The 22693-nt window shown below is 62.2% G+C and carries 28 protein-coding genes; 12 read left to right on the top strand and 16 right to left on the bottom strand.

The window, feature by feature from the left end:
• Positions 1 to 13: 13 nt before the first annotated feature.
• The 4 genes from QHC67_RS08715 to QHC67_RS08700 form a co-directional block, all read right to left on the bottom strand.
• Complete coding sequence (locus tag QHC67_RS08715; RefSeq protein WP_319293273.1) at positions 14 to 1195, bottom strand: efflux RND transporter periplasmic adaptor subunit; 1182 nt, start codon at positions 1193 to 1195, stop codon at positions 14 to 16.
• Between the two features lie 363 nt (positions 1196 to 1558).
• The gene (locus QHC67_RS08710; protein ID WP_319293271.1) at positions 1559 to 1816 is read right to left on the bottom strand and encodes a GlsB/YeaQ/YmgE family stress response membrane protein; all 258 of its coding nucleotides are present in this window, start codon (positions 1814 to 1816) and stop codon (positions 1559 to 1561) included.
• A gap of 203 nt (positions 1817 to 2019) precedes the next feature.
• Positions 2020 to 2319 carry a DUF1153 domain-containing protein gene (locus tag QHC67_RS08705; protein ID WP_319293269.1) on the bottom strand — a complete coding sequence of 100 codons (300 nt, stop codon included), beginning with the start codon at positions 2317 to 2319 and terminating at the stop codon, positions 2020 to 2022.
• A 117-nt stretch (positions 2320 to 2436) separates the two neighbouring features.
• A complete protein-coding gene (locus QHC67_RS08700; RefSeq protein ID WP_319293268.1) occupies positions 2437 to 2715 on the bottom strand; it encodes a hypothetical protein in 279 nt (92 codons plus the stop codon).
• Positions 2716 to 2862: 147 nt separating this feature from the next.
• On the opposite strand from QHC67_RS08700, the gene mnmA reads away from it, so the two are divergent.
• Positions 2863 to 3969 carry a tRNA 2-thiouridine(34) synthase MnmA gene (mnmA, locus tag QHC67_RS08695; RefSeq protein WP_319293266.1) on the top strand — a complete coding sequence of 369 codons (1107 nt, stop codon included), beginning with the start codon at positions 2863 to 2865 and terminating at the stop codon, positions 3967 to 3969.
• A gap of 119 nt (positions 3970 to 4088) precedes the next feature.
• On the opposite strand, the gene QHC67_RS08690 is transcribed toward mnmA, so the two are convergent.
• Entirely contained in the window at positions 4089 to 4412 is a 324-nt protein-coding gene (locus QHC67_RS08690; RefSeq protein ID WP_319293264.1) for a hypothetical protein, read from the bottom strand.
• Positions 4413 to 4450: 38 nt separating this feature from the next.
• On the opposite strand from QHC67_RS08690, the gene QHC67_RS08685 reads away from it, so the two are divergent.
• The gene (locus QHC67_RS08685) at positions 4451 to 5566 is read left to right on the top strand and encodes a serine hydrolase (protein WP_319293262.1); all 1116 of its coding nucleotides are present in this window, start codon (positions 4451 to 4453) and stop codon (positions 5564 to 5566) included.
• Between the two features lie 7 nt (positions 5567 to 5573).
• Here QHC67_RS08685 and QHC67_RS08680 read toward each other — a convergent pair whose 3' ends face one another.
• From QHC67_RS08680 to pdxH, 4 genes are all read right to left on the bottom strand, one after another.
• Complete coding sequence (locus tag QHC67_RS08680) at positions 5574 to 5909, bottom strand: hypothetical protein (protein WP_319293261.1); 336 nt, start codon at positions 5907 to 5909, stop codon at positions 5574 to 5576.
• A gap of 30 nt (positions 5910 to 5939) precedes the next feature.
• Entirely contained in the window at positions 5940 to 6728 is a 789-nt protein-coding gene (locus tag QHC67_RS08675) for a PhzF family phenazine biosynthesis protein (RefSeq protein WP_319293259.1), read from the bottom strand.
• A 66-nt stretch (positions 6729 to 6794) separates the two neighbouring features.
• Positions 6795 to 7712: a cation diffusion facilitator family transporter gene (locus QHC67_RS08670; protein ID WP_319293257.1), complete on the bottom strand. Its 918-nt coding sequence runs from the start codon at positions 7710 to 7712 to the stop codon at positions 6795 to 6797.
• Complete coding sequence (gene pdxH / locus QHC67_RS08665; RefSeq protein ID WP_319293483.1) at positions 7694 to 8269, bottom strand: pyridoxamine 5'-phosphate oxidase; 576 nt, start codon at positions 8267 to 8269, stop codon at positions 7694 to 7696. Before pdxH ends, QHC67_RS08670 begins: the two co-directional genes overlap by 19 nt.
• Positions 8270 to 8421: 152 nt before the next feature.
• Between pdxH and QHC67_RS08660 the strand changes: the two genes are divergently transcribed.
• Genes QHC67_RS08660 through aroC form a run of 4 tightly spaced genes read left to right on the top strand, consistent with a single transcriptional unit; the run spans position 8422 to position 12254 of the window.
• Positions 8422 to 9363: a J domain-containing protein gene (locus QHC67_RS08660; protein ID WP_319293255.1), complete on the top strand. Its 942-nt coding sequence runs from the start codon at positions 8422 to 8424 to the stop codon at positions 9361 to 9363.
• Positions 9364 to 9379: 16 nt separating this feature from the next.
• Positions 9380 to 10330 carry a YihY/virulence factor BrkB family protein gene (locus tag QHC67_RS08655; RefSeq protein ID WP_319293253.1) on the top strand — a complete coding sequence of 317 codons (951 nt, stop codon included), beginning with the start codon at positions 9380 to 9382 and terminating at the stop codon, positions 10328 to 10330.
• 27 nt (positions 10331 to 10357) lie between these two features.
• A complete protein-coding gene (gene fabI / locus QHC67_RS08650; protein WP_319293481.1) occupies positions 10358 to 11167 on the top strand; it encodes an enoyl-ACP reductase FabI in 810 nt (269 codons plus the stop codon).
• A 4-nt stretch (positions 11168 to 11171) separates the two neighbouring features.
• On the top strand, positions 11172 to 12254 hold the full coding sequence (gene aroC, locus QHC67_RS08645) for a chorismate synthase (protein ID WP_319293251.1): 1083 nt from the start codon (positions 11172 to 11174) through the stop codon (positions 12252 to 12254).
• Between the two features lie 40 nt (positions 12255 to 12294).
• Here aroC and QHC67_RS08640 read toward each other — a convergent pair whose 3' ends face one another.
• Positions 12295 to 13701, bottom strand: a complete 1407-nt coding sequence (locus QHC67_RS08640) for an OprO/OprP family phosphate-selective porin (protein ID WP_319293249.1) — start codon at positions 13699 to 13701, stop codon at positions 12295 to 12297.
• 189 nt (positions 13702 to 13890) lie between these two features.
• Here QHC67_RS08640 and QHC67_RS08635 point away from each other — a divergent pair, with 189 nt between their 5' ends.
• Entirely contained in the window at positions 13891 to 14964 is a 1074-nt protein-coding gene (locus tag QHC67_RS08635) for a hypothetical protein (RefSeq protein ID WP_319293247.1), read from the top strand.
• A gap of 69 nt (positions 14965 to 15033) precedes the next feature.
• Positions 15034 to 15765: a methanethiol S-methyltransferase gene (gene mddA, locus QHC67_RS08630; protein ID WP_319293246.1), complete on the top strand. Its 732-nt coding sequence runs from the start codon at positions 15034 to 15036 to the stop codon at positions 15763 to 15765.
• A 3-nt stretch (positions 15766 to 15768) separates the two neighbouring features.
• Here mddA and QHC67_RS08625 read toward each other — a convergent pair whose 3' ends face one another.
• Complete coding sequence (locus QHC67_RS08625) at positions 15769 to 16128, bottom strand: DUF2794 domain-containing protein (protein ID WP_319293245.1); 360 nt, start codon at positions 16126 to 16128, stop codon at positions 15769 to 15771.
• Complete coding sequence (epsC, locus tag QHC67_RS08620) at positions 16128 to 16835, bottom strand: serine O-acetyltransferase EpsC (protein WP_319293244.1); 708 nt, start codon at positions 16833 to 16835, stop codon at positions 16128 to 16130. Before epsC ends, QHC67_RS08625 begins: the two co-directional genes overlap by 1 nt.
• A gap of 160 nt (positions 16836 to 16995) precedes the next feature.
• On the opposite strand from epsC, the gene QHC67_RS08615 reads away from it, so the two are divergent.
• Entirely contained in the window at positions 16996 to 17781 is a 786-nt protein-coding gene (locus tag QHC67_RS08615) for a sulfite exporter TauE/SafE family protein (protein WP_319293243.1), read from the top strand.
• A 40-nt stretch (positions 17782 to 17821) separates the two neighbouring features.
• Complete coding sequence (locus QHC67_RS08610) at positions 17822 to 18757, top strand: hydrogen peroxide-inducible genes activator (protein ID WP_319293242.1); 936 nt, start codon at positions 17822 to 17824, stop codon at positions 18755 to 18757.
• Positions 18758 to 18768: 11 nt separating this feature from the next.
• Here the strand turns inward: QHC67_RS08610 and QHC67_RS08605 are convergent, their stop codons facing one another.
• From QHC67_RS08605 to pgsA, 3 genes are read right to left on the bottom strand one after another with little or no spacing between them, the layout of a single operon-like run.
• Positions 18769 to 19212 (bottom strand): molybdenum cofactor biosynthesis protein MoaE, encoded by a 444-nt coding sequence (locus tag QHC67_RS08605; protein WP_319293241.1) that lies wholly within the window; start codon positions 19210 to 19212, stop codon positions 18769 to 18771.
• Positions 19209 to 19469: a MoaD/ThiS family protein gene (locus QHC67_RS08600; protein WP_319293240.1), complete on the bottom strand. Its 261-nt coding sequence runs from the start codon at positions 19467 to 19469 to the stop codon at positions 19209 to 19211. Before QHC67_RS08600 ends, QHC67_RS08605 begins: the two co-directional genes overlap by 4 nt.
• A 6-nt stretch (positions 19470 to 19475) precedes the next feature.
• Entirely contained in the window at positions 19476 to 20027 is a 552-nt protein-coding gene (gene pgsA / locus QHC67_RS08595) for a CDP-diacylglycerol--glycerol-3-phosphate 3-phosphatidyltransferase (RefSeq protein ID WP_319293239.1), read from the bottom strand.
• A 185-nt stretch (positions 20028 to 20212) separates the two neighbouring features.
• Here pgsA and QHC67_RS08590 point away from each other — a divergent pair, with 185 nt between their 5' ends.
• Positions 20213 to 21526 carry an MFS transporter gene (locus QHC67_RS08590; RefSeq protein WP_319293238.1) on the top strand — a complete coding sequence of 438 codons (1314 nt, stop codon included), beginning with the start codon at positions 20213 to 20215 and terminating at the stop codon, positions 21524 to 21526.
• Positions 21527 to 21538: 12 nt separating this feature from the next.
• On the opposite strand, the gene QHC67_RS08585 is transcribed toward QHC67_RS08590, so the two are convergent.
• Positions 21539 to 21727, bottom strand: a complete 189-nt coding sequence (locus QHC67_RS08585) for a hypothetical protein (protein ID WP_319293237.1) — start codon at positions 21725 to 21727, stop codon at positions 21539 to 21541.
• A gap of 180 nt (positions 21728 to 21907) precedes the next feature.
• Between QHC67_RS08585 and QHC67_RS08580 the strand changes: the two genes are divergently transcribed.
• Positions 21908 to 22342, top strand: coding sequence for a pyridoxamine 5'-phosphate oxidase family protein (locus QHC67_RS08580; RefSeq protein WP_319293236.1), 435 nt, complete (start codon positions 21908 to 21910; stop codon positions 22340 to 22342).
• Positions 22343 to 22693 lie beyond the last annotated feature (351 nt).

The raw sequence follows: 22693 nt of genomic DNA, 5'->3' as shown, positions 1-22693 counted from the left end.
CCTTCCGTGCGCGTCAGCGGGACTTCTGCAATTCGGGCTTCACCTTCTGGCCGGGCGTCAGGAAAGCGCCCGCAGATGCGACGATGCGCTCCTGACCCGTCAGGCCACTGCTCACGGCCACGCCTTCGCTTGAGACCTGACCGACCTTCACGGCGCGACGCTCGACGAGGTTCTTTCCATTCACGACGTAAACATAATTGCCCGCTGCATCGCTCTGCACAGCGGATTCCGGAAGCAGCGGCGCGTTACCGGTGCTCGTCACGATGCTGACAGCGGCAAAACCGCCCGGACGAATAGCCGGTGTATAGGGTACGGCGACGCGCGCGATACCCTGGCGGCTGACGGGATCGATCACGGGCGAAACCTGCCACACGCTGCCCTTGACACTTTGGGTGCTTCCCACCGGCGTCACCATTGCGGGAATGCCCGCCCTGACTCTCGCTAGGTCGGCTTCGCTCAGCATCGCCCGCAGTTCCATGGCGCCATCCCTCGCGATCCGGAACAGCACGCCGCTGCCCGTGCCGACGACCTGACCGGGCTCCACGGCGCGCGTGAGCACCAGACCCGATGCCGGCGCACGGATATCGAGACGCCCGTTGCGCGCGCGCTGCTCCGCCAGTTGAGCTTCCGCAACGCCGACCCTTGCATTGGCCGCGGCGAGCGTCGCCTCGCGCTGATCGATATCGGCCTGCGATATGAAGCCACGGCCCACAAGTTGCCGCGCGCGATCGAGTTGCGCCTTGGCGAGCTTGGCATCGGCGCGCGCCACTCCGATCTGCGCGGCCAGGGATTTCGCCTGTTCCGACTGGACCGACCGTTCGATTACGGCAAGCGTCTGTCCGGCGCGGGCCCAATCGCCCGGCTGCACCAGAACGCGCACGACCTGCCCACCCTCACCAACAACGCCCACCGGCATGTCGATGCGCGCGTTCAGCGATCCGGTGGCCGTAACGGTGCGCGATACGGCCGACTGGCCGGGGCTGAGGACCGTCACCACGGGAGCAGGCGCCACAGCGGACGCGTCGGCAGCCGCCTCCGTATTTTCTTTCCCGATCAGCGAAATAGCGGCGACGGCGACCACGGCAGCAGCGACGACACTGGAAATGATGATGCGGCGACGCTTCCGGTCACGAACATCGTCCGCGCCCAATTGCTCCATGTCTACATCGCCCACGATATGCGTCTCGTAATTCATGCTGTCCACTCTGCGCGCCCTATCGAGGCCAACAGGCCCCGACCTCCGCTTCACGTACTGTGTTACCTGAATATAGCACCGTTCTCAAGCGCGAAAAAATTGCGAGCCGGACGATGTTCACCGCAGCGTTCCCGGCAGGGGAATGAGCCGAATTGTTGCCTTTTGCAAGCCGGTCAGGAGCTAAATGGAGGCAGTTGATGAAGGTGAACGGGGCGCTGTTGCATGGGAGGCACAGTCGGGATGAGGCGCCCGCGCCCCGTGTCGAGGCACGACAATGGCGCCGCCGCTACACCCAACGCCGGGCGCACAAAAAAAGGCCCGTCACTCGGACGGACCTTTTTGAAGTCTTTCTAGAATGTTAGCTTATCGAACGCTGCCGCGACGTACCAGATTGACGATCGCGAGCAGGACGACTGCGCCTACGAATGATGCAATCAGCGACGACAGGCTGAAATCGCTGTTGTTGATGGTGCCGCCGCTCAGGACCAGTCCGGCCAGGAACGCACCGACGATACCGACGATGATGTTCAGGAAGATGCCCTGCTGGGCGTCCGTCCGCATTACGATGCTGGCCAGCCAGCCGATGACACCGCCGATAATAAGCCAAAGAATAAGGTTCATGATGTTCTCCTCCGTCCAAGCGTCCCCCTGCCCGGCTAATCTGAGGTGTAAACGGCGAACACCGCTCCGCGTTCCATGATCGCTTTAAAGAATATTTCGGTTGGCGATGTATTTAGGCGGAACAGCTTAGCCGCGCATCAAACAAAAAGGCCGCCTGCACAACGGCAGGCGGCCCGCTTTCATCCTCTCACGGATGGCGTTGGTCAGTATTTCTGCTGACGCTCGTACAAGGATTTATAATGCTGGATGCGCGTCACTCGCAGGCCAGGCATGCCCGATCGATCGACCGCGCGCTGCCATCCGGCAAATTCTTCCAAAGTCAGGGAGTAGCGCTCGCACGCCTCGTCCACTGTCAGCAAGCCGCCATTGACCGCTGCGACCACTTCGGCCTTGCGGCGCACGACCCATCGCGTGGTTCCCGCCGGCGGCAGGCTGTCGAGAGTCAAAGGCTCTCCGAGAGGGCCTACGACCTGAGCGGGGCGGAATTTCTGATTCTCGAACATTCTCACCTCAATAACGGCACCGGGTTCCATCAGTCGGGCTTCGCCCATCGGGAACATGCGATCACTTGTGCGACACAGCGTTGAACATTGGCTAAAGCGCCACGGTAAACGCCAGCTTCACTCTTCTTGCCCCACCGTCAGATGCCTCGCGACCATCGGATTAAAACTGCCAGCGAGACAAGCAGCGTCGATCACGCTGCCCGTGCGCGGCCCGAACATTTGGGACAGCACGTGGATCTGGTCGTCTTCCCGTTCCTGCCCCCGCAGGAAGGATGCCATGCGCCGGGCTGTCGGGCTGGCCGCCTGCTGCGCAGCCGAAGCCGCCAGCAGGACCGGCAAGTCCGCAGCCCACATCGCACCCGGCGGCAACGCTCCGGTGGCTTTCAGGGCCAGCATCCTGGAAAAACTCAAATCCATGGAGGTTGATGTAGATCAGAAAGAATAAGGTCGCGTAAACCGGCCGGTCACATCCTGTTAGGGCATCTGAAGAGGCGGTTAAGCAGGGTGGAAAACTGCCGCTTTTCGGGCTATGGGCGTTCGATCATGCAGGGTGATTTTCAACTGGAGCCGCCATTTTCGGCGCGGCGCATCGTCGTCGCCATGTCCGGCGGCGTGGACTCGAGCGTCGTGGCGGCGCTTGCTGCCCGCACCGGCGCGGAAACCATCGGCGTCACGCTCCAGCTTTACGATCATGGCGCGGCGACCGGCCGTACGGGGAGTTGCTGCGCGGGCCAGGACATTCGCGACGCCCGCGCAGTCGCCGACCGCCTCGGCATCGCGCATTACGTCTTCGATTATGAGAGCCGCTTCCGCGAATCCGTCATCGCCGATTTCGCTGACGAGTATATGGCAGGTCGCACCCCGATTCCTTGCGTCAAATGCAATATGGGCGTCAAGTTCACTGACCTGTTCGCCCTCGCCCGCGATCTTGGCGCGGATTGCCTCGCCACTGGCCATTATGTCCGCCGGGTGATGGGGCAGCAAGGCGCGGAGCTGCATCGCGCCGTCGATCCCGCCCGCGACCAGAGCTATTTCCTGTTCGCCACGACCGCGCAGCAACTCGATTATCTTCGCTTTCCCCTGGGCGGCATGCCGAAGCCGCAAGTGCGTGCAATCGCCGAAGAACTGGGCCTTGCCGTCGCCATGAAGCCAGACAGTCAGGACATATGCTTCGTGCCCGATGGCGACTATGCGAAGATCGTGCGCAGCGTACGCCCCGATGCGGACGTAGGCGGCCCCATCGTCCACATCGACGGAAGCGAACTCGGCACGCATCGCGGCCTGATTCACTACACGGTCGGCCAGCGCAAGGGGCTGGAGATCGGCGGACAAGCCGCGCCGCTCTATGTCATTCGCCTCGACCCGGCACAGCGCGCCGTGATCGTCGGGCCCAAGGCCGCGCTCGCGGTGGCGTCGGCATCGCTCACCGACATCAATTGGCTGGGCGGCGACTTCAGCGGGCCATTAACGGCCAAGGTTCGCTCGATGGCGCGGCCCGTGCCGGCACGGTTGGCTGATGGACACTTGATCTTCGACGCGCCGGAGTTCGGCGTTGCCCCCGGCCAGGCGGCAGTGCTGTATGACGGCGAGCGTGTTCTCGGCGGCGGCTGGATAGCGGCAACGGAATCGGCGCTGCTCGAAGCAGCGTGAGTATTCATTGCCGTTCGTGCTGAGTAGGGGCTGAGCTTGCCGAAGCGCCGTATCGAAGCATCTGTCCTTCGATACGCCATTTCGACTGCGCTCAATGACTACTCAGGACGAACGGTATGTTAACGGGGGTCAGCTTCTAACAAGCATCCCCACCCTTTTCGATAGCGCGCCGTCCGCTTGGCCATCATCGGCACGCGCGCGGTGACGGATTTGTCTTCCGGCGAATCGCTGATCGACACGATCTCCATGCCCGGCTCCGTATCGCCCTTGCAGCTTTCCGCGGCCCGCCCCTCGACGTAGCGGCACGAGCAGGTCATCCGCGCGCCATAGGCGGCGCCCACTTCCGCCCGCGCGACCCATGCCCGCCAGTTCCACGCCAGCAGCACGATCAGCGCCGCGCCCGCAATCAGGGCGGCGAAACGCCACACGCGACTGTTCGACATACCTCCCCTTTCCGCGACGCCATGCTATGAGCCGCGCCATGAAGACGAAAAGCGCCCTGCGCGCAAGCCTTGCCCTGCTCCCCCTCGCCCTGCTTGCGTCAATCGTGCCGGGCCAAAGCCAATCCGCCGGATTCTATGAAGTAAATGCTGACGCGTCCGTATCCGAAAGCAATTTGCGCGGAGCCATAGACGCGATCTTCGATGCCGACGATATGGGCGACACCCGCGCGTTATTGGTAATGCACGATGGCAAGATCGTCGCCGAACGCTATGGCCCCGGCTTCGGCCCCGACACGAAGCAACTCTCCTGGTCGCTGGCCAAGAGCGTCACGGCAGTGCTCGTCGGCCTGATGGTGTCGGATGGCAGGCTAGCCCTCGACTCCCCCGCCCCCGTCCCGGCCTGGAACCAGGCGGGCGATCCGCGTGGGGCGATCACTCTGCGCCACTTGCTCACCATGTCCTCAGGCCTCGACCATGCCGAGACTGCGGACGATGCAGGCGGCGCGATAGCGGATGCCGACACGCCGCGCATGCTATTCACGGACGGGGCGCGCGACATGGCCGCCTACGCCGAGGCAAAGCCCATGGCGCAGCATCCCGGCAAGCATTTCAATTATTCCAGCGCCACTGCCGTCATCCTGAGCGACATCCTTACGCGCATGCTGACCAGCAGCAACGACCCGGAAGTCCGCCGCGCAGCGATGATGCAGTTCGTCGAGGGGCGCCTGAAGCAACCCGTCGGCCTCTCCAGCCTGACGCCGGAATTCGACGCGCGGGGCACGATGATCGGCGGCAGCATCATGCACATGACTGCCCGCGACTACGCGAAGTTCGGCGAGTTCCTGCGCAACCGCGGCCGCGCCAACGGACGGCAGATCCTCTCGCAGCGCTGGGTTAAGTTTATGACCACGCCCAGTGCGCAGGAACCGGCCTATGGCGGGCAACTCTGGCTCAACCGCCCCAGCGAGAACAATCACCTCTTCCCCGATACCGCCCCCCGCAGCCTGTTCGCCTGCCTCGGCCACAACGGCCAGTATATTCTCGTCTCCCCCCGCCAGCGCCTGACGATCGTGCGGTTGGGCGTGTCGGATCGCGAGGAAGGCAAATCCCTGAAGGCGGCCATGGGTAAGCTGTTGGAACTATTCCCGGACTAACTCCGCCTCACACCCCAAGCTTCTCCAGCCAAGCGCGCGCCTGCTTGGGCTCGCCCACGGCACTGGAAGCCACCGGCCCGCGCGACGCCAGAAACTCTGCATGCAAAGCGAACGCCTCCAGCCCCAGCCGCTCGCGCATCTCGTCGATATCCTCAGCCATTTCGCTCAGGGCGTCGATGACGGGCGCGATCTTCTCGCGGGTCTTCCGGTCCGCCTGATGGTCGAACAGGCCCCATGATCCCGCCGCCGCCTTCTGCAACGCCGCGACAAGAGCCTCCCGATACTCCGCTTCAAGCTCAACCCGGCGGGTATCCAGACGTTCGAGACGATCAGCTTTTGCCATTGCTCAGCCTTAGCGGCCCGCGCGGCATCGTCAAAGCCGGAACGTACCCTCGATCACCGTCACGCATTTCCCGCCCAGCACCGCGCGCTCACCGTCCAGCCGGCACGTCAGGCGGCCGCCCCGCTTGCTCGCCTGATAGGCCGTGAAGCTCTCCCGCCCCAGCCGTTTCGCCCAGTACGGCGTCAGCAGAGCGTGCGCCGATCCTGTAACCGAGTCCTCGTCGATCCCGGCGCCCGGCACGAAGACCCGGCTCAGGATGTGGCTATCCTCGCCCGGCGCCGTCGCCATGAACAGGATGTTGCCAGGATTGATTCCGCGCAGCCGATGAAAGTCGGGTGCCAGCGCCCGCACTTCTTCCGCGCTTGAATAGACCAGCAGGGCATAGCCGCCGTCCCGCCAATATGTCTCCACCGGCGCGCCGCCAATGCCCGCAACGATCTCCGGCAGTTCGCGTGATTCCATTGTCCATGCGGGCAGGTCCAGCGCATAGCCGTCTCCCTCGCGCCGGACTTCGAGCACCCCTGCCTTGCGCGTGCGGAAGCGGATACGCTCACCCTCGATCAGAAGGTGCCCGCTCGCCAACGTGGCATGCCCGCACAAGGCAATCTCCACCAAGGGGGCGAACCAGCGCAGTTCGTAATCCGCCTCGCCACTGATGTCAGGCACGGTGAAGGCCGTCTCCGCCAGATTATTCTCCGCCGCGATCGCCAGCAAAACATCATCGGGCAGCCACGCCTCCAGAGGCATTACGGCGGCCGGGTTGCCGGTGAACGGCGCGTCGGCAAAGGCATCGATCTGGAAGAACGGAAGATTAGGCATGGCAGCATCCTGAGGGCGGGTTTCCCGCGCCTGATCGCATCGCCCCGCCATGCCGCCAAGAGCCGTTCAGGAGAAAATGGCCCCCGGCGTTGCGGCGCCATCCACATGCCCCTCCGGATCGGGATGTATCAGTATCTCCACGCCGGGAAACTCCTTTTCCAACCGCGCCTCGACCTCATCCATGACGCGATGCGCTTTGGCGACGCTCATGTCCGGGTCCACCCACACATGGAACTGCACGAAGCGCTGCGCGCCGCTCGACCGGGTGCGCAGATCGTGAATGCCTTTCAATTCCGGATGTTGTGCGGCGATCTTCAGGAAGTGCTGCCGGTCGGCGGCGGGCCACTCATGGTCCATCAACTGATCGATGGCGCGGTTGGCCGAGGTCCACGCGCCCCAGGCCAGCCACAGCGCGATCGCGAGGCCGAAGAACGGATCGGCGCCCCTTATGCCCGCATACTGCTCCATCGCCAGCGCGGCGATCACCGACAGGTTGAGGATGAGATCCGATTGATAATGGAGGCTGTCGGTGCCGATCGCCATCGATCCGGTCTGCGCGATCGCGCGGCGCTGATAGACGATCAGGGCAAGACTCATCGCCATCGCAACCACTGACACGCCGATGCCGTAATCCGCTCCCCCTACGGCACCGCCGCCGCCGGAGAAGTGATCAAGCGCCCGCCATCCGATCGCAGCCGCCGCCACCGCGATCAGCGCGACCTGGAACAGGGACGCCAGCGCCTCGGCCTTGCCGTGCCCGAAGCGGTGATTATGATCCGCAGGCGTCGCCGCCACGCGCACGCCAAGCAAGGTGACGAGGCTCGCCACCAGATCAAGCCCGGTATCCGCCAGCGACCCTAGCATCGCCGTCGATCCGGTGCGCGAGACCGCGACCAGCTTCAGCACCAGCAGCACGGACGCCACCGCCACGCTGGCAAGCGCCGCGCGCTGCGCGATAGTGCCGCTCACGGGTAGAGCAGGCATTCCGTCCAGCCATCACCCGACCGCGCGAACATCCGCCGTTCATGCAGGCGATGCTCGCGATCCTGCCAGAACTCAATCTGTTCGGGCACTACCCGGAAGCCCGACCAGTGCGGCGGCCGCGTCACTTCGCGCCCCTCGAACCTGGCCTGCATCTCCTCGAAGCGGCTTAGGAACCGCTCGCGCGATTCCAGCGGCCGGGACTGATCGGATGCCCAGGCGCCAAGCTGCGAATCCCGCCCCCGCGTTGCGAAGTAAGCGTCGGCGGTGGCATCGTCGACGCGCTCCACGGCGCCCTCTATCCGGATCTGGCGCCGCAGCGACTTCCAGTGGAACAGCAGCGCCACGTGCGGATTGGCGAAGATCTGCGACGCCTTGCGCCCTTCCAGATTGGTATAGAACACGAACCCCTCCGGCCCATGCCCCTTCAGCAGCACCATGCGCACGGACGGATGCCCCGACGCGTCCGCCGTCGCCAGCGCCATGGCGTTGCTATCGTTGATCTCGCTCTCGCGCGCCGCCACATACCAGCGGTCGAACAGGGCGAAGGGATCGTGGATCTCGGCGTCGGACGTTTCATCGGTCATGCGCTCTGTCTACGGAAGCGCCGCCAGACTGTCGAGCCACGCTTGAAGCGCGACAAACCGCTTTCCACATGATAGCGAACCCCTCAACTTTTTCGAATTACGTGACGAACATGCAAAAGGTAAAAATGGCTGATCCCTACAGCGTACTGGGCGTGGCGCGCGGCGCGAGCGAGGCCGACATCAAGAAGGCGTATCGCACGCTGGCCAAGACGCATCATCCCGACCGGAATACGGACAACCCGAAGGCAGCCGAGCGCTTCTCGGAAATCACGCACGCCTATGACTTGTTAATGGACAAGGACAAGCGCGCCCAATTCGACCGCGGCGAGATCGACGGCGACGGCAATCCGACCAGCCCGTTCGGCTTTGGCGGCGGGCGCGGCGGTCATCCAGGTGGGCAGCGCGGAGGGCCTGCGGACTTCGAATTCAGCCAGGGCGGCGGCGACTTCGGCGATATCTTCGAAGGATTGTTCGGCGGCGGGCGCGGCGCGGCAGCGGGCGGCGGCGGATTTGGCGGCTTTGGCCGCGGGCGCGGCGGACCGCCTCCCAAAGGCGCGAACGTCGCCTATCGCCTCGCGGTTTCCTTCGTCGACGCAGCTACCCGCGCACCGCAGCGCATCACCCTCTCTGACGGCAAGACCATCGACGTCAAGCTCCCCGCCGGCGTCGAGAGCGGCACGCAGATGCGCCTCGCGGGCAAGGGCGAGCCGGGACCCGGTGGCGCAGGCGACGCGATCATTACCATCGAAGTCGGCAACCATCCCTTCTTCACGCGCGATGGCGACAACGTGCGCCTCAACCTTCCGGTCACGCTGAATGAGGCTGTCAACGGCGCTAAAGTGAAGGTGCCAACTGTCGAGGGCCCGGTGATGCTCGCTGTTCCGGCCGGATCGACTTCAGGCAAGACGCTGCGCCTCAAGGAGCGCGGCTTCACGAGCAAAGGCGGCACTCGGGGCGATCAGTTCGTGACTCTGATGATCGATGTGCCTGCCGACGATGCCGCCCTCAAGGTGTTCGTAGCAGATTGGCAGGACCAACGCGCCGTGCGGAGCCATTTAGGCGTGTGAGAGCGTTTCACACCACATGAGAGACGTTTCCCCCGAATCCCCCGAGGCGCGCCGCGAACGTCTGCTCAGGGAGCCGGAACACGCCCATCGCTTCCGGCTCTCCCGCTTTCGGCCCGGCGCCAACGCGATCCAGGTTATCAAGCGTGTCGCCATCGGCGTGTATACCGACGGCTTCATTCACGCGGGCAACCTTGCGTACATGTCGTTGCTCACGCTGTTCCCCTTCTTCATCGTCGCGGCCGCTATCACCAGCGCTTTCGGGCGGACGCAGGACGGCCTTGCCGCCGTCAGCGGCTTCCTGCTGACCGTGCCGCCCAGCGTCGCGGACGTGTTGCGCGGCCCGATAGAGCAGGTCGTGAACGCCCGCCTGTCCAGCGGCGTGTTGTGGCTGGGCGCACTGGTCGGACTTTGGTCGGTCGGCAGCCTGATCGAGACGATCCGCGACATCCTGCGCCGCGCTTATGGCACCCATTTCGGGCGCGCCTTCTGGCAGTACCGGCTCGGCTCTATCGGCATCATCATCGTCAGCGTCTTTGCCGCGATGTTCGCCTTTTCCATGCAACTGGCGCTGGCGGGCGCGGAGGAATTCCTCGTCCGCGTCCTGCCCTTCGCCGACCGCGCCATCGGCATCGTGGCGACCAGCAAGCTGGTGCCGATGGCGATCCTCACGCTCGCGCTTTACTCGTTGTTCGTGTCGCTCACCCCCAGCAAATATCGCGGACCGCAGTTCCCAAAATGGCCCGGAGCCCTGCTGACGGCAGCATGGTGGTATGGCACGCTGATCCTCCTGCCCGTCGCATTGTCGCACCTGTCGAGCTACGACTTGACCTATGGGAGCCTTGCCGGGGTCATGATCACGCTCATTTTTTTCTTCCTAGTCGGGCTCGGCGTGGTAATTGGCGCCGAACTCAATGCGGCACTGGCCGATTTCCCGGACGGGGAAGACGCTTCCGCACTCAAAGAATAAAAGGATCAAAAGGGCATGGGCGAAGAGATGACGGGTACCCTGATGAAGGGGAAACGCGGTCTCATCATGGGCCTGGCGAACGACAAGTCGCTTGCCTGGGGCATTGCAAAGGCGCTCCATGCGCAGGGCGCGGAACTCGCCTTCTCCTATCAGGGCGAGGCGCTGGAAAAGCGCGTGCGCCCCTTGGCCGAGCAGGTCGGCTCGGACTTCCTGATCCCGTGCGACGTGTCGGACATGGCGCTGCTGGACGCGACCTTCGACGCGCTCAAGGAACGCTGGGGAACCATCGACTTCATCGTCCACGCCATCGGCTTTTCCGACAAGAACGAGTTGCGCGGTAAATTCTACGACACCACGCTCGACAATTTCCTGCTGACGATGAACATCTCCGCCTACAGCTTTGTCGCCGTCGCCAAGCGCGCGCGCGCATTGATGCCGGACGGTGGCGCGCTGCTGACTTTGAGCTACTACGGCGCGGAAAAGGTCATCCCGCACTACAACGTCATGGGCGTTGCAAAGGCAGCGCTGGAAACCAGCGTCAAATATCTCGCCATGGACATGGGGCCGGAGAATATCCGCGTGAACGCCATCTCGGCAGGTCCGATCAAGACGCTGGCGGCCAGCGGCATCGGCGACTTCCGGTACATCCTGAAATGGAACGAGTATAACTCGCCGATGCGTCGCAACGTCACCATCGACGATGTGGGCGGCGCGGGCCTCTATCTTTTGAGCGACCTCGCCAGCGGCGTGACCGGAGAGATCCACCATGTCGACGCTGGCTACAACGTCATCGGCATGAAAGCCGAAGACGCCCCCGACATCGGCCTCGACAAGTAGGCGCATGAGCTTCAACACGTTCGGGCGCGTATTCCGCTTCACGACCTGGGGCGAGAGCCACGGCCCCGCCATCGGCGCAGTCGTGGACGGCTGCCCCCCCGGCCTGTCGCTGAGCGAGGCGGACATCCAGCCGTTCCTGGACAAGCGCCGCCCCGGCACCTCCAAATTCACGACGCAGCGGCAGGAGCCGGATCAGGTCCGCATCCTCTCCGGCGTGTTCGAGGGCCGCACCACCGGCACCCCGATCAGCCTGATGATCGAGAATGTCGACCAGCGATCCAAGGATTATTCCGACGTCGCCAAGGCATATCGCCCGGGCCACGCCGACTATGCCTATGACGCGAAGTATGGCTTTCGCGACTATCGCGGCGGGGGGCGTTCGAGCGCCCGCGAAACCGCCTCGCGCGTCGCTGCAGGGGCGGTCGCGCGGCTGGTGATCCCGGATGTCGACATCTTCGCCTATGTCAGCGAGATCGGCGGCGACGCCATCGACCCCGCTCGCTTCGACGCCGCGCAGATCGATGAAAATCCCTTCTTCTGCCCCGATCCGGAAGCCGCAAAGCGCTGGGAAACGCTGGTAGATGGAGCCCGCAAGGATGGCTCATCGCTTGGCGCGGTGGTCGAGTGCGTTGCCATCGGCGTCCCCGCAGGCTGGGGCGCACCGCTTTACGCCAAGCTCGACAGCGAACTCGCCGCCGCGATGATGAGCATCAACGCGGTCAAAGGCGTTGAGATCGGCGACGGTTTCGCCGCCGCCCGCCTGCGCGGCGAGGACAATGCCGACCCGATGCGTCCGGGCGAAAACGGCAAACCCGTCTTCATGGCCAATCACGCAGGCGGCATAGCGGGCGGCATCGCCACCGGCCAGCCGATCAAGGTCCGCATCGCCTTCAAGCCGACCAGCTCCATCCTGATCCCCGTCGACACGATCACCCGCGAAGGCGAGCCGTCCGACATCATCACCAAAGGCCGCCACGACCCCTGTGTCGGCATCCGCGGCGTGCCCGTAGTCGAAGCAATGATGGCGCTGGTGCTCGCGGATCAGCGGCTGTTGCACCGCGCGCAGTGCGGTGAAGCGGAAGAGTAGCGCGCAGCTACGAGAAGATCAGGGAAGATCCGCTACTCCGTCAAAAATCCAGTTCCGCCCGCAGAGCCATCACATCCGCGCTATAGTCCGCGCGGTCCCCCGCCAGAATTGCCGCATCGGTATATACGAGGTGCGCATAGTTGGCGTTGAAGCGGAGGTAGTTGATCGGTGTCCACACGAGCCCCGCAATATAGGCGTTCTGAGTGCCGCCAACGATGCCTTTGTCGTTCAGATTCAGATAGTCGTAGCGGAATGCGATCTGCCACGCGCCGGGGCCGCCTTCGCTTACCGGGTTCGCTGGATCGGTGCGGCCGAAGATGCCGTCCTCCAGTGGTCGGGTGTCGCCTTTCGTCAGGAAATATCCAACTTCTGCATAGGCGCCGAAGAAGGTCGGATCGGCGAGATCCCGACGCGACGCGCGCAGCCAGTGCCCTTCCCCTGCGAAGAACAACCGGCCCCTGCTTCCCGCCAGCTCGAAGCCATAATGCCGCTCCCCCTCAGCCTTGATGTTCGGGGTGGAAAGGAAGCGGCTGTTGGCGGTGTGCGTATAGGGCCGCTGGCGGTAACGCACGGGTGCCTCCGAAAGGCGCTGGAAATCGCGCCAATGATAGGAGCCGCCAAAGTGCAATTGCAGGTCGCCGACTTTCGGCATGATCACGATGCGCCCGTCCAGGCCGAAGCTGTTGTTCTCGTCCCCACCCGCAACGCCGTCGCTGCTGTTGGAAAGCGAGTCGATGCTGTCCGAAAAGATGCCGCCCTGGGCCACGACCAGTTTGCTCCGATACTGGACCGAGAGGCCGAGCCGGCGTTCGAAACCGAAGGCATCGGTAAAGGCCGCGCGCTCCATGACCGATCCGGTGCTGTCGCTAATCAGTTCGTCCAGCGACTGAAACTGATTCTGGTTCCCAAATGTCACCAGCAACTTCTTGTTCTGATAGGTTATATATGTGTCGACGATATCGATAGTGTTGTCGGATAGCTCGGCATCGAGCTTGTAACCGAAGCCTCCTCCCAGCACACCCGACGCCCCGAAGCGCAGCCGTCGGATCTCATTCGAATAGCCTTGCGCGCGGTCGTTTACGGAATCAGGTACCGAGAGGTAAGCGCCGTCGATCTGAATGCGTCCGCTGACCTTGAACGTCGCGTCACCCAGACTAAGTTGCGGTGCGCCCTTCCACTTGATGTTGGTTTTTGGCTTTTCCGGCTCCGCCACGGCCAGCTTCGGTGGGGTGGCAGCATTAGCAGGCGGCGTACTGGCGCTCTGGATGTCGCCTGACGGGGGAACGGCGTTGAGCCGCGCCTCCAGGCGATCCACTTGCGCCTTGAGCGCAGCGACCTGCGCGCGCAGGTCCGCAGCCTCTTGTGCGCTTAGCCCCTGTGCTGCGGCCGCGGTGGGTGCAGCCGCCATCAACATGGCCGTTGCTAACAGGCTTTGGCGATACTTCATCTTGTTCCCAGTTCGACCTATTGCCCGATCAACGCTCGCGCTTGGTGTTTCAAAGGCCGCGCCTATGACATTTTTGTTTCGTTCCAGCTTCAGATTTGTTTCCGATTTGTGACAGCCAATCTTATTAGCTGTATGGCTGTGATGATACAGTCGTGATACCCGTCAATTTAACGGCGAGGAGTTACATAGATGTACAGCGAAAGCGATCTGCAGGCCGCGGTCGAGGCAGGCGCTATCCCACAAAGCGCAGCCGATGCCTTGCGCGCCCATGCCGCCTCCCGGCGTGCGAGTCCTCTGGTCGATGAAGAGCATTTTCGCCTCCTGACAGGCTTCAACGACATCTTCGTGGCAATCGCCAGCGTGATCCTGCTGATCGCAGTGGGCTGGCTTGGGCAGGATCTGAGCAGCAGCGGGGATCATCAACCCTCAATGATAGCGGGCACTCTGGTCGCCGCGCTCTCGTGGGGGCTCGCGGAATATTTTACGCGCGTGCGTCGCATGGCCTTACCCAGTATCCTGCTGCTGCTGAGCTTTGCAGGCGGCGTCGCATTCGCGGTGATGGCGGCAGGGATGCGCTTGGCCCCTGATGCGAACGAGCGAACGGGCGCGCTGATCGCATCCGCCGCGGCCTTGCTGACGGCCGGTGCGATATGGCTGCACTGGCGCCGCTTCATGGTGCCGATCACGGTAGCGGCCGGCGCGGCGGCAGGAGCGGCAACGGCGATCGGTCTTCTGGTGGCGGTGGTCCCCGGGATCAAGGATGGCATCATCTGGATGATCTTGGCGGCAGGCGTCGCCGTGTTCGCCTGCGCCATGTGGTGGGACATGAGCGACCGGGCAAGGACGACCCGGCGCTCCGATGTGGCGTTCTGGCTGCATCTCACTGCGGCGCCTATGATCGCACACAGCCTCTTCCAGTTGCTCGGCGCGTTGGATGGCGCGGTATCCGCCCTGACGGCACTCAGCGTAGTCGTGCTGTACGTGGTGTTCGCCATCGTGGCGTTGGCCATCGACCGGCGAGCATTGCTGGTGTCCAGCCTGGCCTATGTCCTCTGGGCATTGAGCGCTTTGATCCGGCAAGCCGGGGCCGTGGAATGGTCGTTCGCCCTGACCGCCCTCCTTATCGGCTCCGCGCTGCTTCTGCTCTCGGCCTTCTGGCACAGGGCACGCAAAATGGTCGTCGAAGGATTGCCGCATACGATGAAAGCGCGCTTGCCTTATCTGGACCGCGAAGCAGGGCAGCCTGACCGGGTCTTTGCTTAGCAATGCCGCTACTGTCGCCGCCGCTTGCGACATGGTACGTCTCTGGAACGATCGGCAATGGAGGGATCCATGGCACGTGTTCTTTCGGTACTTTTCGGTGTCGTCGCATACTGCATATTCCTCGCGACTTTCCTTTACCTGATCGCCTTCGTCGGTGATTTGCCTGGAGCGCCGCGGACCGTAAGCCACGGGCCAGCGGCAACGCTTCCTGCCGCGCTCCTAACCGACGTCCTCCTGATCGCACTGTTTGGCCTGCAGCACAGCATGATGGCGCGAAGCGGCTTCAAGCGCGCCTGGACCCGCATCATCCCTGCCGTGATCGAGCGAAGCGTCTATGTGCTCGTAACCAGCGCCGTATTGCTGGTGATGTTCTACTTCTGGTTGCCCATTCCTACGGTAGTTTGGTCAGTAACCAATGCGCTGGCCGCTGGAACACTGTGGGCGTTGTTCGCGATTGGATGGCTGATCGTGCTCCTCAGCACATTCCTTATCAACCATTTCGAGTTGTTCGGATTGCAGCAGGTCTATCGGAATTTCCGTGGCAGTAGCGCGCTAGAGCCGAAGTTCCGCCAGCCCTTCTTCTACAAAATTGTGCGGCACCCGCTTTACTCAGGCTTCCTCATTGCCTTCTGGGCAACGCCCGTGATGACAGTGAGCCACTTGCTCTTTGCGGCTGGGATGACGACCTATATAGTCATTGCCATCGGATATGAGGAAAGAGACCTAACCACCTTGTTCGGTCAGCAATATAGCGACTACAAGAGCCGTGTCGGAATGCTCGCGCCCCGGATGGGAAGATAGTCCCTACTCCTCCACCAGCTTCATCAGCTTGCGTTCCACCGGGGCGAGGATAGGACCCAGTTCAGCGCCCCGCTTCAGCACCGCGCCCGCCTCTCCGATCAGCGCCCACATTCCTTGCCGGTTACGCAGCGATGGTCGTTTCTCTATGCGATATTCCGGGCGTTCGGCGGAGCGGCGGAAAGCGGAGAACACGGCTGCGTCCTTGCCCATGTCGATGGCATAATCCCGCCAGTGGCCGGCCGACACCATGCGGCCGTACAGGTCCATGATCCGCATCAATTCCTGCCGGTCGAATAGTGTCTGTACCGCCGTGCGGCCGTGCGGGAAAGGCGTCACATTGCCGGTGTTGAACGCACCGCTCATCAGGCGCAGCCACGCTCCTGCACGTCGTCCGCTAGCCGACGGCCCGTGTTCTGCTCCTCCACAAGAGCGGCAAGACGCTTGCGCAGCAGTTCGACTTCACACTGGAGCATTTCCAGCTTCTGCGTCGCAGGATCGAAGCCGTCGCTGCAGGGTGTGCCATAAGGTACGAAGTCCCGCTGATAAGCTGTTACATCAACTAGCATTTGCCGGGCCGGGATGCCGACCATCGTTGCACCTTCAGGCACATTTTTGGTCACGACGGCATTCGCACCGATTCTCGCGCGCGATCCGACCGTCACAGGTCCCAGCACCTGCGCACCGGACCCTATTATGGTGCCGCTGCTGATAGTGGGATGCCGCTTGCCCGCAATTCCGTTGGCCGGATCGGTGCCGCCGAGCGTCACATTCTGGTAGATGGTCACATCGTCGCCGATTTCCGCCGTCTCCCCGATCACGGTAAAGCCATGGTCGATGAAGAAGCGCTGGCCGATCCGTGCTCCCGGATGAATGTCGTTGCCAGTCAGGAAACGGGACAAGTGGTTGACGGCGCGCGCCAGGAAAAACATATCCCAGCGATAAAGACGGTGCGCGACGCGATGAAACGCCAGCGACCATACGCCGGGATAGAGCAATATCTCGGCGCGCGAGCGCGGAGCAGGATCTCGGGACTTGACCGAATCCAGATAGGAAATGAGACGACGGACCATCGGATGCCCTTTGACCTGAACCAATGTACAGAATAGGCGTTCTTCTTCCAATTTTCCAGATGGGAGCCGTTTTTGCCTTCGCCGCGCGAAAGAGAAAGTTGCTTGGTTAATTGAGAAAAGCAAAGCACGGCGCTAGACAATAGCCATTCCAGGGGGCCTAATGATCGAGTCGATCCTGAATTTGGGCGCGGCACATGCCGACGCCATCTGGCCTTATGCGCTGGTCGGCTTCTTTGCCCAGATGGTCGATGGCGCATTGGGCATGGCTTATGGCGTGATTTCGAGTACGCTGCTGCTTGCATTGGGCGTGCCGCCCGCGGCTGCTTCCGCCGGCGTACATGCAGCGGAAACCTGCACTACCGGCGTCTCTGCGATCAGTCACATCCTGCATCGAAACGTCGATTGGAGCCTGTTCCGCCGACTGGTTATCCCAGGAGTCATCGGCGGCGTCCTGGGCGCCTACGTCCTTTCCAACATAGAGGGCGACGCCGTTAAGCCCTTCATCCAGACGTACCTTCTGGCTATCGGCCTCTATCTGGTCTGGCGTTCACGCCATCTGCCACCGAAGCGCAGCAATCCCAAGATCGTGGGGCCGCTCGGCCTGGCCGGGGGCTTTCTTGATGCCACGGGCGGCGGCGGATGGGGGCCGGTCGTCACATCCAATCTGCTGATCCAAGGGTCCAGTCCGCGCCATACCATAGGCACCGTGAACACGGTCGAATTCTTCCTGACGATGAGTATCTCCATCGCCTTCTTCCTCAATATTGGTTGGAAAGCGTTTACCGTCGCAACCGCGGGTCTCCTGATCGGTGGCGTCATCGCCGCCCCTATAGGCGCGATGCTGGCCCGCCATATCGCGCCGAAGGTCCTGATGGGCTCGGTCGGCGTCATACTGACGCTTACCTCGCTGTTCGGTATCTTCAAGTGGCTTGGATATATCGCCTAGAGCGATTATATTTCCCTCTTCAATCGAGGGAGCCAATCACATGTCGAGCTACATGCCGACGCTCAAGCAGTTGCAATATCTGGTCGCGCTCAAGGAGCATGGCCACTTCGGCAGAGCCGCCGATGCCTGCTACGTAACCCAGTCGACGCTGTCGGCAGGTATCCGCGAGTTGGAGTCGCTGATTGGCGTAACCCTGGTTGAGCGTACGCGCCGCGTGGTGCGCTTCACGGGGCTAGGCGATCGTATCGTCGAGAAGGCGCATCGCGTCCTGCGCGAGGCGGAAGAACTTGCCGGGATCGCTCAGGCGGCAGGCAAGCCCTTAAGCGGCGAGCTACGCATGAGCGTCATCCCTACGATTGCGCCGTTCCTGCTGCCTCAGTTGCTGCCGAAGCTTCGTGCGGAGAAGCCGGAACTCAAGCTCTATCTGCGCGAAGAGACAAGCCACGCGGCCATCGAGTCTCTCCGGCACGGACAAGTCGACTGCGTGTTGCTGGCACTACCCTATGCGACGGGCGAGGTGGACTGTGAGATCCTGTTCTCTGACGCGCTTTACGTGGCCTTCCCCAAGGACGACCCGCGCGATCCGCCCGAACATATCGACGCGGAGATGATCGACGAGGCCCGGCTGCTGCTGCTCGAAGACGGACATTGCCTGAAGGATCATGCGCTCGCCGCCTGCAACCGCCCGGAACTCCGGGCCGAGGCTACGATGATGGGAACCTCGCTCCACACGTTGGTCCAGATGGTCGACAACGGGCTGGGACTGACGATGCTGCCCGAAATGGCCATCAGCGGCGGAATATTGGAAAACACGCAAATCGTCGCGCGCCCGCTCAACACCGACAACGCCAAGCGTGAGATCGCGCTCGTGTGGCGCAAGAACAGCCCGCGAGACAAGGAATTCCGGATGCTCGCAGAGATATTGCGGCAGGCGGCCAAAGCGCCGCGCAAGACGCGGGAGAAAGTCGCCGCCTGAGCCTCGCTGCTTTAGCCCCACTCGGCCGCTTTCGCGTCATCCTCTGCTTTAGCTTCCACCCAGGTCTCGCGACCATCTTTAAAGCGTTCCTTTTTCCAGAACGGGGCGTGGCTCTTCAGCCAGTCGATGAGGAAGGCGCAACTTTCGAGCGCAGCGGTGCGATGCGCGGATGCCGTGCCCACGAACACGATACGATCGCCGGGCAGCAGCGTGCCTGTCCGATGCACGATGCGGATGCCAAGCAAGGACCATCGCGCCATGGCATCCGCGCATATCCGCTCCACCTGCGCCTGCGTCATTGCGGGGTAGTGATCGAGGTGCAGGCTGACGAGCCCATCCCCGCCGCGCACGATGCCAGTGAAACTCGCGACGCCCCCGCCTCCCATGGCTTCCAACGCGGCGAGTTCGGCGGCCGTGTCGAAGTCCTCGGCTCGCACGGACGCAACGACACTCATCCGCCCGTAACCGGCGGGAACAGCGCCAGTTCCTTGGCACTACCGATAGACGTATGTAGTGGCACGAACCGTTGATCGAGAGCAGCGCGCAGCCGCTTGCGGTCGCCAAGCGCCTCCGCATAGCCCCCGCCCCGCGCAACAAGACTGTCGATGAGTCCCTCGACGGTCGTTTCCGGCAGCGGGCTCTCGATACGCTCGCCATCCTTGCCGATGCCATCGCGCACCCACGCGAAATAAAGGATCTCCAGCGTTGCCATGCTGCTTCAGTCCATATGCTTCAGGCCGACGCGGAGATAGTCCCAGCCGGTCACTGCCGTCAGAATTGCCGCGCCCCAAAGAGTCGCGATCCCCGTCCACTGAATGAACGGATATTGCGGTAGCGCTCCTGCCAGGATCAAGGCGCCAAAGCAGATGAGCTGAAACGTCGTCTTCCACTTCGCCAGTTGCGACACGGGAATGGAAACCTGCAGACCCGCCAGAAATTCGCGCAGTCCGGAGACCGCTATTTCTCGCAGAAGGATGATGAGCGCCGCGATGATGTGAATGCCTGCGATGTCTCGCGTCGCGGTAAGCATCAGGATGACGGCGGCGATCATGATCTTGTCGGCGATGGGATCAAGAAAGATGCCCAGTCGCGATACCGCGCCGTTGGCACGCGCCAGATATCCATCGAAATAATCGGTGATGCCCATCAGGCAGTAGAGCGCGAAGGCAAAGGCATAACCCGCTGCCCACTGCGGCCACCACAGCAAACCCACGAGCAACGGCACCGCAAATATGCGTGAAAGCGTAAGCAAATTGGGCAGGGTCAGCATGGCTTCCGCCTGCCACAGGCAAGTGCCGGTGACAAGGTACGGCTTAACTGTCGCAGGGCGCCGCGAAGGCCTCTGCCCCTACACTCACAATCCACTGATCGCATGGCTGGAACGCGACATTGGACAGCGGCATCCACAAAGGCTAGACCCCGCATCCAAGCGCAACAGCGAGAGATTTCGCGCATATGCAAGCCTCTTTCAGGCTCCTTACCAAGCGGCGTTTTCTTCCGCTGTTCATCACGCAGCTCCTGGGCGCATTCAACGACAACCTGTTCAAGAACGCCATGGTGCTGTTCGTCGTCTACTCGGTTTACAGTGACGAAAGGGCAGAGACATGGTTCAGCGCGATTGCGACGGGCGTGTTCATCCTGCCGTTCTTCATACTCTCGGCGCTATCGGGGCAACTTGCCGATCAGCGGGATAAATCCGCCATCATTCGAATCGTCAAGGCGGCCGAGATCGTCATCATGGGTGTAGGCGCAGCCGGACTCGCGCTTGCATGGTGGGGAATGGCCATCCACAGCATCGCCATTCCGCTGATGCTGCTCGCGCTGTTCGCCATGGGGATACACTCCACCTTTTTCGGCCCCATCAAATATGCGATCCTGCCGCAGCATCTGCATGACGATGAAGTGCTTGGCGGCACGGGCCTGGTCGAGGCAGGCACGTACATCGCCATCCTCGCGGGCACGATCCTGGCGGGTATCATCCCGGTCGAAGTCGCGGCGGCAGGCGTCGTCGTGACGGCAGTCGTTGGATATATCACAGGGCGGCAAGTGCCCCCCGCCCCGCCCATGGGACGTTGCGATCCGCTGGATTATCACTTCGTTCGCGCATCTATCCGCCTTGTCAAAGGCACGATGCACATACCCCGCTTGTTCCTGGCGATCATGGCGATCAGCTTTTTCTGGACCATCGGCGCGGTGCTGTTCATCCAGTTTCCGCCGCTCGTTAAGAATGTCCTGACCGCCGACAAATCCGTGGCCAGTCTGTTCCTCGCGATCTTCTCGGTCGGCATCGCTTTGGGCTCTGTCGCCATCAACCGGATGTTGCAGGGCACGGTGTCGGCGAAATTCGGCCCTTCCTCGGTGATCGCGATGGGCGTGTGCCTGCTCGGATTTCATTTCGTATGTGCGAATTGGGCGGGCGCTGACGACGGACACCTCCTGTCGTTCCGCGATTTCCTGAGGCATCGGGATGCGCTGGCGTTGACAGGCTGCCTACTAGGCGTAGCGACTTTCGGCGGGATGTTCGTCGTGCCACTCTACGCATTTCTGACGACTACAGTGGAAAAGTGCGAAGCGGCGCGCACCATTGCAGCCAACAACATCGTGAATTCCGGGGCCATGGTGGCGGGCTCGATCATTGCCCTTGGCCTCACCATGATTGGCGTCCCTCCAGTCAATCAGCTGGTCCTGGTCGCCGCTATGTGCCCTGTCTCGGCCTGGCTGGCATGGCGCCTGCACAAAGCCTGCGACCTGCATCCGGTGACTGTTTAAGGCTGCGTCTCGTCAGGCGATGAAGCTGTAGAAGGCCGTGAAGAAAGCCGCAAAACTGAGGCCGAACAGCTTCCAGTCCTGATCGTCTGATTTCGCCGGAGTATCATGCTTCGGCATCACCAGAACATGCGGCGGCAGGCCGCGGCGGAAAGGATGGCCAGCCGATTCGCTGGTGAGGACAAGGGCGCGTCGTTTTCTCATGATGCCAAGTTAACGCATTGTTTACCTTTTCGGCCATGGTCATAAAGGGTTAACGATCAGACGTACCGGTATGGGACAGACGGGATCGCCGTAGAGCGGCCAATCCTGCTTGCGGCAGCATCAAAGCGGGAGCTTTTGCCATCGGCGAAACGTTGTCTGGGCAAACCCCTGAAGGAGACGATGATGCCCAAGACCTTGGCAGACTTATCGAGCAAGATGCGCGATATCGACTTCGCGATGCTCTCCACCCACACGCAGGGCGGCGCGATCGGCGCACGCCCCATGAGCAACAACCGGGAAGTCGACTATGACGGCAACTCCTATTATTTCACCCATGACAGCACACGGATGATCCAGGATATCGAAAGCGACTCTCAGGTTGGTCTCAGCTTCCTCGGCAAATCAGGTATTATCGGCCAGCGACCGTTCTTCGTCGCGGTCGAAGGCAGAGCAGAGTTGATCCGCGACAAGGCCGCTTTCGCCGAACATTGGACTAAGGACATCGACCGCTGGTTCGAAGATGGCATCGACACACCGGGCCTTGTTCTGATCAAGGTCCATGCCAGCCGCGTGCATTATTGGGACGGTGAAGACGAGGGCGAACTTACGATCTGATTTTGGTACAACTTGCTAGCTGTTCAAAGGAGGAAGCAGCAAAGTGTCGCCGCCGGGACGAAAAGAGCCGGCCCGCTGCGTAGCGAACAACTGAAGCGCACTACCGTCGCGCTTCAGTAGCGCTATAGAATAACCGACCGTCGGAGGCGGAAGCACGTTCTGCTGAGGAACGTATGTGGGCGCGGTTCATTCAATTGCGGATGATTCCACAAACCAGTCGAGTTCGCCTAGTAAAACCAGTCGCCAGCTACCCTGCTGGCACTGTTGCTACTGTAGTTTTAGTGTATCCCGATGAGGAGGAATATGAAATCGAGATCGACGGCTGGCTGTTGAACGTAGATCATCTTGAAG

Source organism: Sphingobium sp., from assembly GCF_033795625.1.
Classification (GTDB): Bacteria; Pseudomonadota; Alphaproteobacteria; order Sphingomonadales; family Sphingomonadaceae; genus Sphingobium.
The sequence above is the reverse complement of the archived record's forward strand: the minus strand, read 5'-3'. Positions and strand labels throughout refer to the sequence as shown.